Genomic DNA, 17,418 nt, shown 5'->3' with positions numbered 1-17,418 from the left:
TTCGGCCGCGGCGGCTGCGCTCGCTTCCTGTGCCTTGCCGGCGAGGATTTCCTCGGCGGATTGGCGGTCGATCGCGGTGTCGTATTTGGTGCCGACCGGATCGGTCTGGATCATCACGCCGCGCTCCACCGGGGTCACCGGGCCGACGCGCGAGGCAGGCGGGGCGATCAGCGTGCGCTGGACCGGGGGAGGGCGATCCGTCGGGCAACAGCAGCGAGACCAAAGCCTCGCCGACCTTCAATTCGGTGATCGCGGTTTCGACATCGACACCGGGATTGGCGCGGAAGGTGGTCGCGGCGGACTTTACGGCGGCCTGATCGCGCGGGGTGAAGGCGCGCAGTGCGTGCTGCACGCGATTGCCGAGCTGCCCCGCCACCGTATCGGGAATGTCGATCGGGTTCTGGGTGATGAAATAGATGCCGACGCCCTTTGAGCGGATCAGACGCACGACCTGTTCGATCTTTTCGAGCAACGCCTTGGGCGCGGCATCGAACAGCAAATGCGCTTCGTCGAAGAAGAAGCAGAGCTTGGGCTTGTCGGAATCGCCGACCTCGGGGAGATGCTCGAACAATTCGCTCATCAGCCACAGCAGGAAGGTCGAATAGAGTTTCGGGCTCGCCATCAACTTGTCGGCGGCGAGCACGTTGACGATGCCGCGGCCCTTGTCGTCCACGCCGATGAAATCGTCGAGGTCGAGCGCGGGCTCGCCGAAGAAATGCTCGCCGCCCTGCGACCGAAGCTGGAGCAGGGCGCGCTGGATCGTGCCGATCGATTGCTTCGAGACATTGCCGTAGGTGGTGGTGAGCTCGTCGGCGCGTTCGCCGCAGCTGACCAGCATCGCCTGCAGATCGTCGAGATCGAGCAGCAGCAGCCCGTCCTTGTCGGCGACGTGGAAGGCGATCGTCAGCACGCCTTCCTGCACCTCGTTCAAGTCCATCAGCCGCGAGAGCAGCAGCGGGCCCATTTCGGTGATGGTGGTGCGAATGGGATGGCCCTGTTCGCCATAGAGATCCCAAAATTGCACGGGCGTATCGGCATAAGCCCAGGCGTCGTCGCCAATTTCCTTGGCGCGCGCGGCGAAAATGTCGTGATTCTTGGCGGTGGGGGAGCCGGCCATTGCGAGGCCCGACAGATCGCCCTTCACATCGGCGACGAAGCACGGGACTCCGTTGCGCGAAAAGCCTTCGATGATGCCCTGGACGGTGACAGTCTTGCCGGTGCCGGTCGCGCCCGCGATCAGGCCGTGGCGGTTGGCGCGCTTCAGTTCGAGGGCTTGCGGGTTTGCGCCGCCGGGGCCTGCGCCAATGAAGATGCTGGTCGTGTCGTTCATGAAGCCTCCCGCCATTTCGGCGAAAAGCTATCGCGCGAAAACCGGGGCGGCGGAAGGAAAATCCCTCCCCCGCACGAACGGCGGGGGAGGGATGTGTCGGCTTACTTCTTCAGCTTCACCGCGATGAACAAAGCGGGCTGACGGCCGCGCACCAGATACAACGCGACTTGCGTGCGACCGGCAGCCTTGGCCTGGGCGACCACTGCACCGAGCGACGCGGGCGTGGTAACCGGAACGCCATTGGCCGAGACGATCACGTCGCCGCGCTTCAGGCCCTTCGACCCGGCATCGCTCGACGGATCGACGGTTGCGACGACCACACCCTGCACCGACGAATCGACGTTGAAAGTACGCGCGATTTGCGGGGTCAGCGTCTGCACCGTTACACCAAGCGCATTGGCTGCCGCCTGGCCGACGGTGGGGTTGTCGCTGTCATCCCCATCATCGCCTTCCTCGCCCGCAGCCTTGGCGGCAAGCTGATCCTCGGGCGGACGCGTGCCGATGGTGGCGACGATCGTCATCGGCTTGCCCTGACGAACGATGTCGAGCGGCACGCGGCTACCCGGCGTCACGTTCGCGACGAGGTAGCTGAGCGACTGATCGGGCGTGACATCCTTGCCGCCGACGCGCAGCACGACGTCGCCGACCTTCAGCCCGGCCTTTTCGGCAGGCTGGCCCGGCTCGATGCTGCGGAGCAGTTCGCCACGGTTTTTAACCAGGCCGAAGGACGAGGCGAGATCGTCGTCGATCGGCTGCGGCCCAACGCCGAGATAGCCGCGCGCGATCTTGGTGCCCTTCATCAGCTTCTCGATGACGGGCTTGGCGTCGGTGGCCGGAATGGCAAAGCCGATGCCGATATTGCCGCCGCCGGTGCTGCCCAGAATCTGGGAATTGATGCCGATGACATTGCCGTTGAGGTCGAACATCGGGCCACCGGAATTGCCCTGGTTGATCGCCGCGTCGGTCTGGATGAAGCGATCATAGGCACCGCCGCCGGTCACGCGGTGCAGCGACGAGACGATGCCCGCTGTCACCGTGCCGCCCAGGCCGAACGGATTGCCGATCGCGACGACCCAGTCGCCAACGCGCGCAGCATCCGAATCGCCGAACTTCACGAAGGGCAAGTTCTTCGCATCGATCTTGAGCAGCGCCAGATCCGAGGTGGGATCGCGTCCGATCAGCTTGGCGACATATTCCTTGCGATCGACCAGCGTCACCGTGATCGAATCCACCGTCGCGCCCTTCGCGCCGGGTGCGACGACGTGGTTGTTGGTCACCACATAGCCGTCTGGCGAAATGATGAAGCCCGAACCGAGCGAGGTCGCCTCCCGGGTGATCGCGGGGCCGCCATTCCCGCCTTGGCCCTGCTGACCGAACAGCCCCTCGAACGGGGTGCCGGCGAAGGGGTTGGCGGGCTGCTGTTGCGTGATGTGCTGGCTGGTCGAAATATTGACCACGGCCGGCTGCAGCTTCGCCACCAGATCGGCGAAGCTCATCGGCGCACCCGGCTTGGGGGCGGTGGCGGCCATCACGGCGGGTTCGTTCTGCGCGGTCTGCGCGCCCCCGGCGGACGGCAAAGCAATGGCGGTCGCGGTGCCGCTCAGCAACAGGGCGGCGGTAATGGCGTAGGCGTAGCGCACTTTGGTCGTTTCCTCTCGTCTACCAATTGGCAGCATCGCCTTTGTAGATACTAAGCGATGCTGAACGGCGATTGAATATGAACGGCTGGTGGATGGTTATGGGGCCATCCGTCAGCGCCGTCCCTGGAATTCCTTCAAATAGGCATTGTCGGGCGACAGTACCAACGAGGTCTGGCCCTTGGCATCCTGCGCGAAGGTATAGCGATAGGACTGCATCGCCCGATAGAAATCGTAGAAATCGGGATCCTTGTTGAAGGCGTCGGCATAGATTTGCGCGGCCTTGGCATCGGCTTGCGCCTGGATGATCTGCGCGGTCTGCTGGCCCTGCGCCTTGATCGTCAGGGCCTGTTGCTGGCGCGCGGTGCGCATGCGGTTGAGCGCGCTGTCGAACGGCGTGCCGCTCGGCAGATCGGCATGTTTGATGCGCACGTCGACGATCTGCACGCCGTATTGCGACGCAAGCTTTTGCAGCCCGGCGCGGATATTGCCCATCACCTGGGTGCGTTCGGGGCTGAGCAAGGCCGCGAACGGGCGCTTGCCAAGCTCGTTGCGCAGCGACGAGCTGAACAGCGGCTTCAACTGATCCTGCACGCGCTGTTCAGTGACAGACGTGCTGCCGGTCGAGATCACCGCCTTCAACGGATCGACGATGCGGAAGCGGGCATAGGCATCGACTTCCAGCCGGGTCTGGTCGGTCGACAAGACCGGCTGGCCGTCCAGTTCGACGTCGAGCACGCGCTTGTCGACCCACACCAAGCGATCGATGAAGGGCACGCGCGCCGTCAAGCCCGCGCCGGTCTGGCCGAACACTTCATTGGGGCGATATTCGTTGATCGTGCGCACGGGCTGCTGAAAGCGCAGCACCACTGCTTGGCGCGTTTCCGGCACGATCGCGAAGGTGCTCGCGGCGAGGATCAGCAGTACCAGCGCGACGACGCCAATGAAGATCGGATTGCGGAACAAGGCGCGGTTCACTGGGCGACTCCTGGAGTCTGAGGAGCGGCTGGGGCGGATGGGACGACGGGCGGCAAGCGGCGCATGCCGGGCAGCGGTAGATACGGCACCACGCCGGGCGATTCGATGATGGTCTTGTCCGACTTGGACAGGACTTGCTCCATCGTGTCGTAATACATGCGGCGGCGCGTCACCTCGGGGGCGAGCTTATACTGCGCATAGATCACGTCGAAGGCGGCGGCTTCACCCTGTGCTTGGCCAGCACCTGCTGCGCATAACCACGCGCGCGGCTGATGTCGCTTTGCGCCTGTTGCTGCGCGGCTGAGACTTCCTTGAAGCGTCCGCTACCTGCGCGGGAGCCTGAGCGCCCTTGATGGCGACGCCCTGGATGCGGATGCCCGCATTATAGCGATCGAGGATTTCCTGCATTGCCTGCTGGACCTTCACTTCCATCGCGGTGCGTCCGGCACCGATCGCTTCGTCGAGCGTGGCGGTGGCGACGACAGCGCGCATCGCGCTTTGCGCAGTGGCGCGCAGCGTTTCGCGCGGGCGCGCGATCTGGAAGGCGAAGTCCTGTGGGTTGGCGATCTGCCAGCGCACCGAATAATCCAGATCAACGATGTTCTGGTCGCTCGTCAGCATCAGCTTGTCGGTGTCATTGCCGGCGGTGACGGTGCTGCTGTCATCGGGGAAGGTATCGGTGTTGATCGCCGCGACATCGACCTTGGCAACCTCGACAAAAGGGGCAGGCAAGGTGAAGCGGATGCCGGGCTCGAGCGTCTCGGAATAGCGCCCGAGCACGGTCACGACGCCGCGCTCCTGCGGGCCGATCGAATGGAAACTGGTCAGCGCAATCCAGGCGACCAGCAGGATGCCGACCGCGATTACCCACAATTGCCCAGCACTGGGAGCCCCGGGGATGCGCGGCCGTCCGCCGTCCCCACCCGAGCCGCCGCCACCGCCGCGCGCGCGCTTGAGAAATTCATCGAGCGCGCTCGGACCCGGCGTTACACCACGCGGTTTGCCGCCGGGTGGCTGCGCCCACGGGTTGCGCGGGCCGCCACTGTCGCCTCCGCCATTGTCGGAACCGGAGCCGCTGCCCCATGGTCCCTTATTGTCGGCGGCGAGGATGGAGAGGCGCTGAAACCAGCCCGATAAGATCGTCATGCGACCTTTATAGGGGCGCGTTCTTGCGAAAAACAGTGGCAAGCGCGTTCGCGTCGCCTATCTGCGCACGATGACTGACAGTAGTTTGCTAGATACCGCCCTAATTCGTGTCGCCCAAGGGCGCGCCACCGCCCGGATCGAGGAAGGACGCGCCAGCATCATCGTCGACGTCAGTGGCCTTGACGACGCCGCGCGGGATGCGCTGGAGGCCGATGTCCGCGCTGCCGCCAGCGATGTTCCCGGAATTTCCAGCGTTCGCGTCGCGTTGACCAGCCAGCGTTCGCGCCGAATCGTGCTGGCGGTGGCGAGCGGGAAGGGCGGGGTGGGGAAATCCACCGTCTCGGCCAATCTCGCCATCGCGCTGGCGCGGTCCGGGCGGCGGGTCGGGCTGGTCGATGCCGATATCTATGGCCCGTCGCAGCCGCGCCTGATGGGCGTTGCCGACGCCAAGCCAACCGCGCGCGACAAAGTGTTGCAGCCGGTGCCGACGCTTATGGCGTGCCGATGCTGTCGATGGGCATGCTCGTCGCCGCCGACCAGGCAATCGCGTGGCGCGGGCCGATGGCGGCGGGTGCGCTGACGCAGATGATGGACGCGAATTGGGGGCCGGCCGATACGCTGGTGCTCGATCTGCCGCCCGGCACGGGCGACGTGCAATTGACGATGATCCAGAAATATCGCCCGAGCGGCGCGGTAATCGTCTCTACTCCGCAGGACTTGGCGCTGATCGATGCACGGCGCGCGATCGACCTGTTCGTGAAGGCGGGCGTGCCGATCATCGGGCTGATCGAGAATATGGCGGGCTATGTCTGCCCGTCGTGCGGCGAGATTTCCGATCCGTTTGGCACAGGCGGGGCCGAGGCCGCCGCGGCGGAACTGGGCCTGCCGTTTCTCGGGCGCATTCCGCTCGATATTCGTGTGCGCGTGGCCTCCGATGCCGGGCAGCCACCGGCGGCGGGGAACGGTCCCGAAGGCGTTGCGTTCATGGGCGTGGCCGACAAGGTTGGCGATTGGATAAAAGGACAAGGCTGATGCCGCTTACCCAGGATGCCGATCTGCGTATTTTGCTCGAGGAAACCCGTGTGATCGCGCTGGTCGGGGCGTCGGACCGCCCGGATCGCCCGTCCTACCGCGTGATGCGGACCTTGCAGGAGCACGGCTATCGCGTGATTCCGGTCAACCCACAGATCACCGGCGAACATCTGCACGGCGAATTCGTGTTTCGCGATCTGTCGCAGATCGGTGATCCGATCGATCTGGTCGACATCTTCCGCAATTCCGCAGCGGCAGGCGAGGCGGTGGACGCGGCGATTGCGGCGGGCGCAAAGGCGGTGTGGTTGCAATTGGGCGTCATCAACGAGGCCGCAGCGGAACGGGCCGAGGCGGCGGGGCTGAAGGTCGTAATGGACCGTTGTCCCGCGATCGAACTGCCGCGTCTCGGGATCGCGCCGATCGCCTGAAATTCGCCACGATTGCGGCGCAGCTTGCAGATGATGCTGTTGCTGCTCCTCGCCGCGCAAAGCGCAAGCCCTGCGGCGAGTCCTCCTGCAGCACCGACATCGTTCTCGATTTTGCAGCCAGTGCCCGATGAACCGTGCGTTCGGCGCGGCTCGAAAAACACCGATCCCGACGACATCGTGGTGTGCGGCAAACCGCTGCCATCGCAAGCGCTGCCGTATCCAAATGAGGCGGTGTTGGACGAACCGCGACCCTCCAACCCCGATTTGCGCGGAACCGGCGCGCTTGCCCTTGAGGCAACGCCGTGCGCCGGGCGCAGCGGCGGCTGCGGAAGCGGCATCGATCTGTTCGGCATGGGCACGGCGGCAGTGCGGCTGGTGCAGAAAGCGGTAGCGCCGGGCAGTTGCTGCGAGGAGCCGGGTGAGGGCACGAATGTATTCCGGCTCGCCAAGGACACGGTTGGCGGGGTGAAGCGCGCCTTTCGCAAGAAGCCCGACAAATCCCGGCGCGTGCCGATCCTGTTGGATGACACGCCGCCTGCGACCTTCGGCAAGGTTACCGGGTAACCACGGCTAGCCGAGAATGTGCATCCAGAGCGGACGGCCGACCAGGCTTTGCGAACCGCGCAGCCGTTCCAGGGCCTGCGCCACGCTGCGCTCCGGGCCTTCATGCGTGACGATGGCGACCAGCACGGATCCATCGGCGTGGACGCCACGCTGCATCAGGCTTTCGATCGAGACGCCGGCATCGCGCATCGCCGCAGCAATTTCCGCGAGCACGCCGACGCGGTCGGCGACGGTGAAGCGGACATAAGCGCGTCCCATCCGGTTGCCGGCATCGGCGGGGCCCTGCGCCAACAGGGCGTCGGCAGGCATGGCGAAAGCGGGGCCGAATTCGCCGCGCGCAATGTCGATCAGATCCGCGACCACGGCGGACGCGGTCGGCCCGTCGCCGGCACCGGCCCCCTGGAACAGCAAGCGCCCGACGAAATTGCCTTCCGCCACCACGGCGTTGGTCGCGCCGATCACATGCGCAAGCGGGTGGCTGACGGGCACGAGATGCGGATGGACGCGCTGGAACAGCCCGTTCGGGCCGGACTCGGCCAGCCCGATCAAGCGCACGCGGTAGCCGAGCGAGGCCGCCTCGGCGATGTCGGCGGCGAGCACGTCACGAATGCCGCTGGCCGCGACGTCGGCAAAGGCGGGCTGCGTACCGAAAGCGAGGCTGGCGAGCAGCGAAACCTTGTGCGCGGCATCGACGCCATCGATGTCGAAGCTTGGGTCGGATTCGGCAAAGCCAAGCGCCTGTGCCTCGGCCAGCACGTCGGCGAAATCGCGGCCTTCGGCTTCCATCTTGGACAGGATGAAATTGCAGGTGCCGTTAAGGATGCCGTAGACGCGCTCGATCTCATTGGCGGCAGCGCCCTCGCGCAGCCCCTTGATGACGGGCACGCCGCCGGCGACGGCAGCTTCGAACTTCAAGGCGACGTTCGCTCCTTCGGCGGCGCGCGCCAGCTCCAGCCCGTGATGCGCCAGCATCGCCTTGTTGGCGGTGACGAAGCTCTTGCCCGCGCCCAACGTGGCACGCGCCAGCGTAAGCGCGGGGCCGTCCGACCCGCCGACCAATTCCACCACGACATCGACATCGGCATGGGCGAGCGCAGTGGTATCGTCGACCCAGGCGAAGCGACCGATATCCACGCCACGATCCTTGCTCCGATCGCGCGCCGACACCGCGACGATTTCGATCGGCCGCCCGGCGCGCCGCGCGATCAGCGCGCCATTGGTGTCGAGCAAGCGGATCACGCCTGCGCCGACCGTGCCGAGACCGGCAAGCGCGATGCGGAGGGGTTTGGTCATGGGTTCGACTTCCTGCCTTATACTGCGCGGCGGCTCATGCGGCACGATCGACCCTGAAACAAGATCGCACTTATTTTGGGGGCGTGATCACGACTAGAGTGCAGCCCTTGCTGCAATCCGGCATTGTGTACGCGACGTGAACGAGAATCGCGGCACTCCAGCTTATGATCGTAGTGCCAAACAGCCGCACAGCTGTGTCGAAGTGTCGGCGTTGGAAGGCGATCCACTGTGCTAAGCCGCTGACTGCGGCAACAATTAACAAGATCGAGACCGGCAACGGCAAAGCCAAAAATTGGGCCGGACGGGTCAATGCAGACAGCGCCGTAAGCCCGGCCAGCACCGTCCCGAGCGCACCGATCGCCAATTGCAGGTATCGTCCCGCCCGGATCACCTCAGGCCTTCACCAACCCGATTTCGACCAACCGCTCATGCAGATAATCGTGCGCGGTGATCGGGGTGGGATAGCGGTTGGGGTTTTCCGCAGAGATCGTCGAGGGCAGCGTCTCGATCAGGAAATCGGGAGCCGGGTGTAGGAAGAACGGCATCGAATACCGCGAATGGCCGCGGCGTTCGGGGGCCGGATTGACGACGCGGTGCGTGGTCGAGGGCAAAAACGTGGTTGGTCAGGCGCTGGAGCATGTCGCCGACATTGACGACCATCGCGCCTTCGGGCGGCCTGATCGCCAGCCACGCGCCATTTTGTCGAGCAGTTCGAGCCCGGCCTCCTCGGCCCCGAGCAGCAGGGTGATGAGGTTGATGTCCTCATGCGCCCCGGCGCGGACCTCCGGGGCGTCGGCGGGGACGGGGGGGTAATGCAGCAGACGCAGCACCGAATTGCCGTCCTTTACGGCATGATCGAACCAGTCGGGGCTCAAACCCAAATGGCGCGCAATCGCCGAGAGCAAGCGATCGCCCGCGGTATCGAAGGCCGCGAACAGTTCGATAAAGGTCTCGCGGAAGCCCTCGGGCTGGTCGGGCCAGATGTTGGGGGACATTTGCGCCTCGAAGCGGTGGCCCTTGGCCAGCTCGCGACCGATATGCCAGAATTCCTTCAGGTCGACATGGCTCGCGCCCTTGGCGATCTCGGTCTTGAACGGCGTGTAGCCGCGCGCGCCGCCGCCGCCTGCGACGAAATAGGCGCGTTTCGTGTCCTCGGGCAGCGCGAAGAAGGCCTCGGTCATCGCCCATGCCTGCGCGATCAGATCGGCGGGAACGCCATGATCTGCGACGACGGCAAAGCCAAATCGCTCGAACGACCCGCCGAGCGCGGCCGCAAAGGCGACTGGATCGGCGGCTTCGTCGTTGAGCGAAAGCGCTGGGACTTGCGCGGTTGTGGGAGCAGTCGGCGTATCGAGCATGATCGGGCGTCCGTCAGGGTAAAGCAACCCGATAAACCGGATTCGCCCGCACGTCATCCATAGACCGCCACCCCCTGCTCAACCGATGGTGATGACGCCCTTCGCCATATCGCTGCCGTTGGGCACCAGGTCGAGCGCGAAAGGCTCACCTTCATTGGTCTTGCCGGTGAGACCATTGCCCTCTGCGGTCAGCGTGAATCCGGCGGAGGTCAGTTTGGTCTTGAACCAGTCCCGGACCGCAGCGGGGGAAGCGGGGCTGGTAAAGGCAACACGGACGTGCCCGTCCTCTTCGGCATCGGGCTTGTTCTTGGCGGTGATGTTCACGCTGCCGATCGTCGAACCCGGATACAGATGGACGCCGTTCATATCGAAATTGTTCGCGTCCAACTTCACGTTGGGGAGTGTTACTTTGCCCTTGAAAAACGGCGTGTCGATCGACGCTTCGCCATTGCCGTCGAAACCGGCGAGCACCGAGCCGTCGCCATTGGAGGTGTTGATCGAAATCGAGGTGCCGTCCTTGTCCGCCCCACATGCGGCAAGGGGGAGCAGCGCAACCGCGCAGACCAGGGAACGGAGCATGGCGGACCTCATGTGTATCATAGTATTAATACACTAACGGTCCGCCACGCCGTTCGTCAAGAGCTCAGTGCGTCAGCGCGGCGGGCACGGTGCCGCCGGACTCGGCGAGCTTGACCATGACCTGCTGGTGCAACCAGATGTTCATCGTCGCGCTGTCCTCGGTATCGCCGGTGAAGCCGAGTTCGTGCGCGAGGGCGAGACGGTTTTCATGGCTCGGGTCGAGATCGAGCACTTTCATCAGGTCGACGATCGACTCGCGCCAGTTGAGCTCCTGCCCCTTGGCCTCGGCTTTGGCGGTGAGGATCGCTTCGACATCAACCGGTGCGGTGGTGGCAGCCGGGGTGGTTTCTGCGGGCGGGTTGCCCGGGTCGGACGGCGTGTTCATCTGCGGCATCGCCGAAGTGGAGGGAACGGCTTCGACCGGGGCGGCCTTCTGGCCCCAGATTGCATCCTTGATCATGCTGAAAATGCCCATCGCCATGCTCCGAGTGGTGGAGCCACGAAAAGTGCCGCAACGGTGCTACGGTTCCATGACGCGCGATAGATTCAAGCTGGAGTGCGGATGAATTGATGGGTGACCTGCGCGGCGGGCTCGGGCATTGGGAACGGCATGCCTGTTTCTACCGACACCTCTGTGCAGGACTCGCCGCCAATTCGCCTGGTGGAGTTCGTGCCTCTGATCGCGGCGCTCATTTCGCTCGGCGCGCTCGGGATCGATACGATGTTGCCGGCCTTGCCGGATATCGCACGTCGGCTGGGGGTGGATGCGATTGTCGACGGCCCGTTGATTTTGACGGTGTTCGTGGTTGGGCTGGGGATCGGGCAATTGATCCACGGGCCGCTGACCGATCGTTTCGGGCGTCGGCCGGTGCTGATCGCGGGCCTGATCGGGTACATTGTGTGCAATCTGCTGGCCGGGCTTGCTAACAGTTTCGTGCTTTTGCTGGCGATGCGATTCATTAGCGGATTGGCGATCGCTGCCAGCCGCGTCGTGACCATAGCGGTGATCCGGGACTGTTTTTCGGGCCGCGCAATGGCGCAGGTGACCAGCCTGGCGTTTATGGTGTTCATGGCGGTGCCGATCGTGGCTCCGAGCATCGGCCAGGCGATTTTGCTGCTGGGGTCGTGGCGGTTGATTTTTGAGATGATCGCGGCGGCCGCGTTGTTGTGCCTGGTCTGGTTCGTCCTTCGTATGCCCGAAACACTGCGCCCGGAAAACCGTGCGCCGCTGTCGCTCCGCAGCACGCTGTCGGGCTGGCGGCACACGCTGCGCGATCGCTATTCGCTGGGTTATATGATTGCGGCGCTGATCTGCCAGGGCGCGATTTTCGGGTATCTCAGCTCCATTCAACCGATCATGGAGCATGTCTTTCATCGTCCCGCGCTGCTCGGCAGCGTGTTTGCCGCTTCGGCCGGTACGATGGCGGTCGCGAACCTGCTGAATTCGCGGATCGTGATTCATTTGGGAATGCGCCGTATTTCGCAGGTTGCGCTGGTGGTGATGATCGCCTCGTCCGGTACCGGCTTGGCTGTCGGCCATCTTGGGGACGAACCGCTGCTCGTGTTCGTGGTCGTGCAGGCGATCACGATGGCGTGTTTTGGCCTTGCCACGTCCAACATGTCGGCGATGGCGATGGAAAATATGGGAGAGATTGCGGGGATCGCGTCGAGCGTGCAGGGCTTTTTCGGGATCACGCTCGGCGGGGGTGATCGGCTGGGCGATTGGACGCAGCTTCGACGGCACGACCGCGCCGATGCATTTGGGTTTCCTCATCGCCGGCGTGGCGGGGCTTGGCATCGCGGCGATCGTGGAACGTGGGCGGTTGTTTCGTCCCAGCTGAGCAAATTTCGGCGCAATGCGGAACCGAACGAGGGTTGCACGGTTCGAAGTTTGGAATGATCCTACATCGTGTGGGCTGTCGGGAGAGACGCAATGAGCATGGGTGGACACCGCGTGCCGGGGGAAGGCACCGGCGACGACGGATATGACGAAGAAGGCTATGACGAGAGCCAGCGCGCTGAAATCCTGGAGGTAACGCGCGACGGCCCCAGCGATGGCAATCTGCTGACCGACCTCAACCCCGACATCGCGTCCGAAAATGACGACGATGACGACGATGATCTCGACATGGAAGACGATGATCTCGGCGAGGAAGATGACGATCTGGACACCGAAAAGGATCCAGACGAGGACGAGGAAGACGAAGACGACGTTCAGGACGAACTCGACGACGATACGGTCGATGAGGACGAATTGAGCGACCGCGACGACGCAGCCCTGCGTCCCTGATCGTAAAATAGGGGTGGCCGACGGGTGTCGGCCGCTTTTTTTTGACCGCCGCAAATGCGCTGCGATGGCTGGTTGGCGGCCACGTCGCGTCCGGGCGCTAGCCTTATTGTCCCTCCGATTCCTTGTGTGAGACGTGGTGATGTCGCGTATTGTTCTGGCTCCGTGGCCGCTGTTTTTCCTCGTTGCCTGCACCGCGCAGCCTGCGCGCGATCCTGCGGTGAATACCGAAGCGGCGAAACAACGGGAACCGGTGGCGGTCGATGCCCATTCCGGAGACGCAGGCGGTGCGCGCAATTCAGTCGCCAGCAATGAGGAGGCTTCGGTGCCGCCCGACGCATTGCAACCGCCTGCACCGGGCACGCCGGGCGGATTGCCGGACGATCGCACCCCGATTGCGGAGACACCGTTCGCGCCCGACAGTGCGCAAGGCGCGGCAAATGTCGTACAAACCTATTACGCGTTGATCGGGGAAGCGAAATATCGCGAGGCCTTCGCGCTTCGCATCCCCGGCTCGGGCGCTGCCGGAAGCGCAGGACCGTTCGCTGCCGATTTTGCGCGTTATAGCGAATATCACGCCAATATCGGCGCGCCCGGGCCAGTGGATGCCGGAGCCGGACAGCGCTATGTCACCGTTCCCGTACAGATTTACGCCCGGCTGAAGCAAAGCCGGAAACCGCTCTATCAGATCGGTACTGTTACGCTGCACCGAACGGCCGATATTGACGGCGCTTCCCCCGAACAACGCCAATGGCGCATCCAGTCGATCGAGGTGAAAGACGCACCGCGTCGTTAAGGGGGCTCAGTCGCCCTTCATGGCGTTGGCCAGAATGGCAAGGTCGGCATTGTCGATGGCGGCACCCGTGGCGTCGGTGGCATTGGCCGTCGCTGCCGTTTCACCATGTCCACCGGAAGGGGCAAAGCCAACCGTGTCGACTGCGGTCCACAGGATGCCGATCGCCCAAAGCAGCGCCGACCAGCGGCTGAGGAAGAGTTTTCGGAACGGCACTGGTGCGAAGTAGCGCGCCGTGATTAACATTCTTCCCTTAGCATGAATGATTCCAGGGAAATTCCTCGTCGGGGCGACGATCGGCGAGATCTGCTGCACGATGGAGCTGTTCGGCAGATTGTTTGGCGGCTTGCGGAGTTAAAGAGGCAGCCAGGCCGTCCGGCCCGTCGAGCAGGACTTCGCCTCGCTCCGCCGCTACACGGATTGGCGTATCGCTCGGTGGTTTCGACATTTAATCTCTCCCGGTGGACAGAACGCGGTGCTGCGGCGCATGTTCCGGGAAAATAGGGGAAACTATGTACACTAGCCTGTTCCTTAAGACTCATCGCCACCCGGTTCTGGACGCCGATGACGTTGCTGCGCTGGAAGGCGCGGTCGGACGGACGGCCAAGTTTTCGGCCAAGCAAATCATCGTTCGTCAGCACACGCCGCTGACCCAATGTACCTTGCTGCTGGAAGGGTTTGTCGAGCGCTACAAGGATACGCCAGAGGGACGGCGGCAAATTCTCGCGATTCACGTGCCAGGCGATTTTGTCGATTTGCACAGCTATCCGCTGAAGCGTCTCGAACACTCGGTTGCCGCCCTCACCGACGTACAGGTCGCATTTTTTCCGCATAGCGCGATTCGGGCGCTAACCGAGCGATCCGCGACACTCACCGAACTGCTGTGGCGCTCGACCCTGATCGACGCCGCGATCAATCGGGAATGGATCGTTTCGATCGGCGCGCGCAGCGCCGTGGTCCGGCTCGCGCACCTGTTTTGCGAGATGTACGTTCGCCTCGAGCGCATCGGGATGACCAACGGCTTCACCTTCGCGCTGCCGTTGACCCAAGTCGACCTGTCCGACGCCACCGGTCTGACCGCCGTTCACGCCAACCGCATGCTCCGTCAGTTGCGGGAGCAGGGACTGGTCAGTTTTCGGCAGGGAACAGTCGATATCCTCGATTGGGACGCCTTGCGGCGCTTCGCCGATTTCGACCCTGCCTATCTGTTCTTCGATTGATGTGCAGGATCAGGCGATCGGTCCACCCGCCAGATAATGCGACTGCGCCGCGTCGGTTGCGTTGATGGCGAGGATGGAGCGCGCATCGCCCGGTGTCAGGGGCTTGCCGTTGCGATCCGCCGCCGCGCCGATCACGCGGTGGAGCAATTCCTGACCCTCTTCCCACCATCCGATCCCGCTCGCGGCGTTCAGATGGCCTTGTGCAACGGCATCGACGAAGTGGCTGCCCCAGCCGACCGCCAGGCTGTGCGCGCGTTCGATCGTGATCCAGGGGTCGTCACGGCTGGCGACGACAATCGACGGGAAGGGCAGCGGGCTGACGGGAGTGGGGCCAAAGGCGGCGAGTTCGGCCTGCGCGTCCGGTCGGTCGACATCGGCGGGGGCGACCAGCAGCGCCCCGGCGACGGGCCAGCCATAAGGCTGCCGGGTCAGCTCGGCCCACCACGCCACGGCGAGACAGCCAAGGCTATGCGCGGCGAGCACGACCGGTGCCTGTGCCGAACGAATCGCCTGGTCGAGCTTGGTAACCCAGGCATTGCGATGCGGTGTGTTCCACATGCCCAGCTCGACCCGAATGGTGTCCGGGCGCGCCTGTTCCCATAAGGTCTGCCAATGCGACGGCCCCGAGCCACCCAGGCCCGGAACGGTCAGAATGGTCGGCTGAACGGGGTCGAAATTCGAGAAGGTACCCATCGATCCTCTCCCAATAAGCCCCGGAACAGCGGGCGGAGAGACGTGGCCACCCGTGCTCTAGGGGGACGCCGCATGGCCACGCCTCCAAGAGGAAAATGTATTCCTACTTAAAAGATAGGCAATAGCGCTGCGCCAGAAAGAACGGCGTGTGCGGTGACCCGAAATGGGGACGACGGCGCGGCGTAAAGCGGGCCAGGGGGAGCGTGATTGCGGGGTTGCCACAGGCCAAGCGACTCGAAGCCCCCTTGCGCATGCGCGCGGCTTCGCGTTGGAAGATCGGCATGTCCAAGACCCGTGCTGACCAACTTCTCGTCGATCGCGGCCTGGCCGAAAGCCGGACGCGCGCGCAGGCGCTGATCATGGCGGGGCTAGTGTTCGCGGGAGACCGCAAGATCGACAAGCCCGGCCAGGCCGTGGCGGATGATGTTGTGCTCGATGTGCGCGGGCGGGATCATCCATGGGTGTCGCGCGGCGGAATCAAGCTGGCGCATGGCCTCGATGCGGTCGGGTGGGATGTCACCGGCGCAGTCGCGATCGATGTCGGCTCCTCGACCGGCGGCTTTACCGACGTCCTGCTCCATCGCGGCGCGACGCGCGTCTATGCGGTCGACAGCGGCACCAACCAATTGGCGTGGAAGCTGCGGCAGGATCCCCGGGTCATTGTCCACGAACAGACCAGCGCGCGCATCTTGACCGACGCGCATATTCCCGAGCCGGTCGACCTGATCGTCTGCGATGCCAGCTTTATCGGCCTCGCCAAGGTGCTGGAGGTGCCGCTACGCTTTGCCAAGCCGGAGGCACGGCTGCTTGCGCTGATCAAACCGCAATTCGAGGCTGGCCGCACCGAGGTGGGCAAGGGCGGGGTTGTGCGCGATCCTGCGGTGCATGCGCGCGTCTGCGCCGAAGTCTCGGCATGGGTGGTCGCGCAGGGCTGGTCCGTTGCGACACTTGTCGAGAGTCCCATCACCGGGCCCGAAGGCAATATCGAATTCCTGATCGCGGCCACCCGATAGGCGATCGGCGTTGGTTGGGTAAAATTTAACCACGCAACCTGGCCGCCGTTCTTCTATAGAAGAGTGGGCAAGGCGACAGTGGAGCGCCTGACAGATTCGCGCGTAACCGGGGACCGTGGCTTGAGAGAGATTGCATCAAGACAACAGTTGCGGCTTGCGTTTTTGCGTTGGGCGGTCGTGACCGTGCCGTTCGTGCTGCTGCTGGGCTTTACCTCGGCGCGATTGGCTCCGGCCGGTTCGGCCAATGCCTGGTACGCCGCGCTTGTTAAACCGGCTATCACGCCGCCGGATTGGGCCTTCCCGGCGGCTTGGTCGGCAATATACGTACTGCTTGGCCTTGCGCTGGCAATGATCATTCACGCCCGCGGATCGCGTATGCGCGGCCCGGCGATCGCGCTGTTTGCTGTTCAACTGGCGGTGAATTTGAGTTGGTCTCCGGTGTTTTTCGGCATGCATCAAGTGACGTTCGCGCTTGGAATCGTCGCGTTGATGTTCCTGCTTGCGCTGGCGATGACGATTGTCTTTGCCCGGATTCGCGGGATGGCCGGTGCTTTGCTGGTGCCGTATCTCGCCTGGCTGGTGTTTGCCTTCTATCTCAATTACCAGATCGTGGACTTGAATCCGGGGGCCGAAACCCTTGCGCCGCCGTCCGCCACCACCCAAATCATCAAGCTCTGAACCCCACGGGATTTTCCGCATGCAATCCGACAACAAGATTTTCGACGACTTCGCCAAGTTTCTGAACGGTGCCGCCGGTACGCTGGCCGGTGTCGGGCGCGAAGCGGAAGCGGGCGCGCGGGCGCGGGCGAAGGAGTGGATCGGCGGCTTGGATTTCGTTTCACGCGACGAATTCGAGGCGGTCAAGGCGATGGCGGCGGCAGCGCGCGACGATGCCGATGCGCTGCGCGCGCGCCTCGATGCCCTCGAAGCGAAAGCGACGGTGGCCCCCAAGGCGGAGGGCTGAGACGATCTTTTCCACAGTTTTTTCGATTGGCTTGCCTGCCCCATTCTTGTGCTGCCCGGCGCGCTGCGTCACGACAGTGTCCAAGGCGAATGATGGAGGCGCA

General features: G+C 64.0%; 19 protein-coding genes and 3 pseudogenes. 10 read left to right on the top strand and 12 right to left on the bottom strand.

The features are described 5' to 3' along the window. From NW75_RS14680 to hflK, 4 genes and pseudogenes are all read right to left on the bottom strand, one after another. Nucleotides 1-1,330, bottom strand: a pseudogene (locus NW75_RS14680) (helicase HerA-like domain-containing protein); the annotation flags it as partial. Nucleotides 1,331-1,431: 101 nt separating this feature from the next. Further along, on the bottom strand, nucleotides 1,432-2,970 hold the full coding sequence (locus tag NW75_RS14675) for a Do family serine endopeptidase (protein ID WP_033965908.1): 1,539 nt from the start codon (nucleotides 2,968-2,970) through the stop codon (nucleotides 1,432-1,434). Between the two features lie 111 nt (nucleotides 2,971-3,081). Continuing rightward, nucleotides 3,082-3,945, bottom strand: coding sequence for a protease modulator HflC (gene hflC / locus NW75_RS14670; RefSeq protein WP_033965907.1), 864 nt, complete (start codon nucleotides 3,943-3,945; stop codon nucleotides 3,082-3,084). Next, nucleotides 3,942-5,091: pseudogene (gene hflK / locus NW75_RS14665) on the bottom strand (protease modulator HflK). Before hflK ends, hflC begins: the two are co-directional and overlap by 4 nt. A gap of 70 nt (nucleotides 5,092-5,161) precedes the next feature. On the opposite strand from hflK, the pseudogene NW75_RS14660 reads away from it, so the two are divergent. The 3 genes and pseudogenes from NW75_RS14660 (at nucleotide 5,162) to NW75_RS14650 (ending at nucleotide 7,115) form a co-directional block, all read left to right on the top strand. Next, a pseudogene (locus NW75_RS14660) lies at nucleotides 5,162-6,123 on the top strand (P-loop NTPase). Beyond that, entirely contained in the window at nucleotides 6,123-6,551 is a 429-nt protein-coding gene (locus NW75_RS14655; protein ID WP_033965905.1) for a CoA-binding protein, read from the top strand. The pseudogene NW75_RS14660 and the gene NW75_RS14655 overlap by 1 nt, the downstream one beginning before the upstream one ends. A 30-nt stretch (nucleotides 6,552-6,581) precedes the next feature. Then, entirely contained in the window at nucleotides 6,582-7,115 is a 534-nt protein-coding gene (locus tag NW75_RS14650; protein WP_231565225.1) for a hypothetical protein, read from the top strand. 6 nt (nucleotides 7,116-7,121) lie between these two features. Here NW75_RS14650 and NW75_RS14645 read toward each other — a convergent pair whose 3' ends face one another. From NW75_RS14645 to NW75_RS14625, 6 genes are all read right to left on the bottom strand, one after another. Further along, nucleotides 7,122-8,408 (bottom strand): homoserine dehydrogenase, encoded by a 1,287-nt coding sequence (locus NW75_RS14645; RefSeq protein WP_033965920.1) that lies wholly within the window; start codon nucleotides 8,406-8,408, stop codon nucleotides 7,122-7,124. 70 nt (nucleotides 8,409-8,478) lie between these two features. Then, nucleotides 8,479-8,772 carry a hypothetical protein gene (locus tag NW75_RS14640; RefSeq protein ID WP_137903294.1) on the bottom strand — a complete coding sequence of 98 codons (294 nt, stop codon included), beginning with the start codon at nucleotides 8,770-8,772 and terminating at the stop codon, nucleotides 8,479-8,481. Nucleotides 8,773-8,800: 28 nt separating this feature from the next. Beyond that, a complete protein-coding gene (locus NW75_RS27820) occupies nucleotides 8,801-9,019 on the bottom strand; it encodes a hypothetical protein (RefSeq protein WP_331386153.1) in 219 nt (72 codons plus the stop codon). A 12-nt stretch (nucleotides 9,020-9,031) separates the two neighbouring features. Further along, nucleotides 9,032-9,766 (bottom strand): isopenicillin N synthase family dioxygenase, encoded by a 735-nt coding sequence (locus NW75_RS14635; RefSeq protein ID WP_331386152.1) that lies wholly within the window; start codon nucleotides 9,764-9,766, stop codon nucleotides 9,032-9,034. A gap of 78 nt (nucleotides 9,767-9,844) precedes the next feature. Continuing rightward, nucleotides 9,845-10,345, bottom strand: coding sequence for a hypothetical protein (locus NW75_RS14630; protein ID WP_033965903.1), 501 nt, complete (start codon nucleotides 10,343-10,345; stop codon nucleotides 9,845-9,847). A gap of 64 nt (nucleotides 10,346-10,409) precedes the next feature. Further along, nucleotides 10,410-10,826 carry a DUF3597 domain-containing protein gene (locus tag NW75_RS14625; protein WP_405052984.1) on the bottom strand — a complete coding sequence of 139 codons (417 nt, stop codon included), beginning with the start codon at nucleotides 10,824-10,826 and terminating at the stop codon, nucleotides 10,410-10,412. Nucleotides 10,827-10,955: 129 nt separating this feature from the next. Between NW75_RS14625 and NW75_RS14620 the strand changes: the two genes are divergently transcribed. From NW75_RS14620 to NW75_RS14610, 3 genes are all read left to right on the top strand, one after another. Continuing rightward, nucleotides 10,956-12,245, top strand: a complete 1,290-nt coding sequence (locus NW75_RS14620) for a multidrug effflux MFS transporter (RefSeq protein ID WP_231565224.1) — start codon at nucleotides 10,956-10,958, stop codon at nucleotides 12,243-12,245. Between the two features lie 33 nt (nucleotides 12,246-12,278). Beyond that, on the top strand, nucleotides 12,279-12,635 hold the full coding sequence (locus tag NW75_RS14615) for a DNA primase (protein ID WP_171010612.1): 357 nt from the start codon (nucleotides 12,279-12,281) through the stop codon (nucleotides 12,633-12,635). Nucleotides 12,636-12,774: 139 nt separating this feature from the next. Then, nucleotides 12,775-13,428: a hypothetical protein gene (locus NW75_RS14610; protein ID WP_052192425.1), complete on the top strand. Its 654-nt coding sequence runs from the start codon at nucleotides 12,775-12,777 to the stop codon at nucleotides 13,426-13,428. Nucleotides 13,429-13,434: 6 nt separating this feature from the next. Here NW75_RS14610 and NW75_RS14605 read toward each other — a convergent pair whose 3' ends face one another. Further along, nucleotides 13,435-13,740 carry a hypothetical protein gene (locus NW75_RS14605; RefSeq protein WP_231565223.1) on the bottom strand — a complete coding sequence of 102 codons (306 nt, stop codon included), beginning with the start codon at nucleotides 13,738-13,740 and terminating at the stop codon, nucleotides 13,435-13,437. Between the two features lie 197 nt (nucleotides 13,741-13,937). Here NW75_RS14605 and NW75_RS14600 point away from each other — a divergent pair, with 197 nt between their 5' ends. Further along, a complete protein-coding gene (locus NW75_RS14600; RefSeq protein WP_033965900.1) occupies nucleotides 13,938-14,645 on the top strand; it encodes a Crp/Fnr family transcriptional regulator in 708 nt (235 codons plus the stop codon). A gap of 9 nt (nucleotides 14,646-14,654) precedes the next feature. Here the strand turns inward: NW75_RS14600 and NW75_RS14595 are convergent, their stop codons facing one another. Beyond that, nucleotides 14,655-15,338, bottom strand: coding sequence for an RBBP9/YdeN family alpha/beta hydrolase (locus NW75_RS14595; RefSeq protein WP_033965898.1), 684 nt, complete (start codon nucleotides 15,336-15,338; stop codon nucleotides 14,655-14,657). 281 nt (nucleotides 15,339-15,619) lie between these two features. On the opposite strand from NW75_RS14595, the gene NW75_RS14590 reads away from it, so the two are divergent. From NW75_RS14590 to NW75_RS14580, 3 genes are all read left to right on the top strand, one after another. Beyond that, complete coding sequence (locus NW75_RS14590; protein WP_033965914.1) at nucleotides 15,620-16,351, top strand: TlyA family RNA methyltransferase; 732 nt, start codon at nucleotides 15,620-15,622, stop codon at nucleotides 16,349-16,351. 120 nt (nucleotides 16,352-16,471) lie between these two features. Continuing rightward, nucleotides 16,472-17,029: a TspO/MBR family protein gene (locus NW75_RS14585; RefSeq protein ID WP_033965913.1), complete on the top strand. Its 558-nt coding sequence runs from the start codon at nucleotides 16,472-16,474 to the stop codon at nucleotides 17,027-17,029. A gap of 19 nt (nucleotides 17,030-17,048) precedes the next feature. Then, nucleotides 17,049-17,315, top strand: coding sequence for an accessory factor UbiK family protein (locus NW75_RS14580; RefSeq protein ID WP_033965896.1), 267 nt, complete (start codon nucleotides 17,049-17,051; stop codon nucleotides 17,313-17,315). The last annotated feature ends 103 nt before the right edge of the window (nucleotides 17,316-17,418 follow it).

Origin of the sequence: Sphingomonas sp. Ant H11 (genome assembly GCF_000797515.1) — a bacterium.
In the GTDB taxonomy this organism is placed as follows: domain Bacteria; phylum Pseudomonadota; class Alphaproteobacteria; order Sphingomonadales; family Sphingomonadaceae; genus Sphingomonas.
Note: the sequence above shows the minus strand (reverse complement) of the source record. Positions and strands in the feature narration are given on the sequence as shown.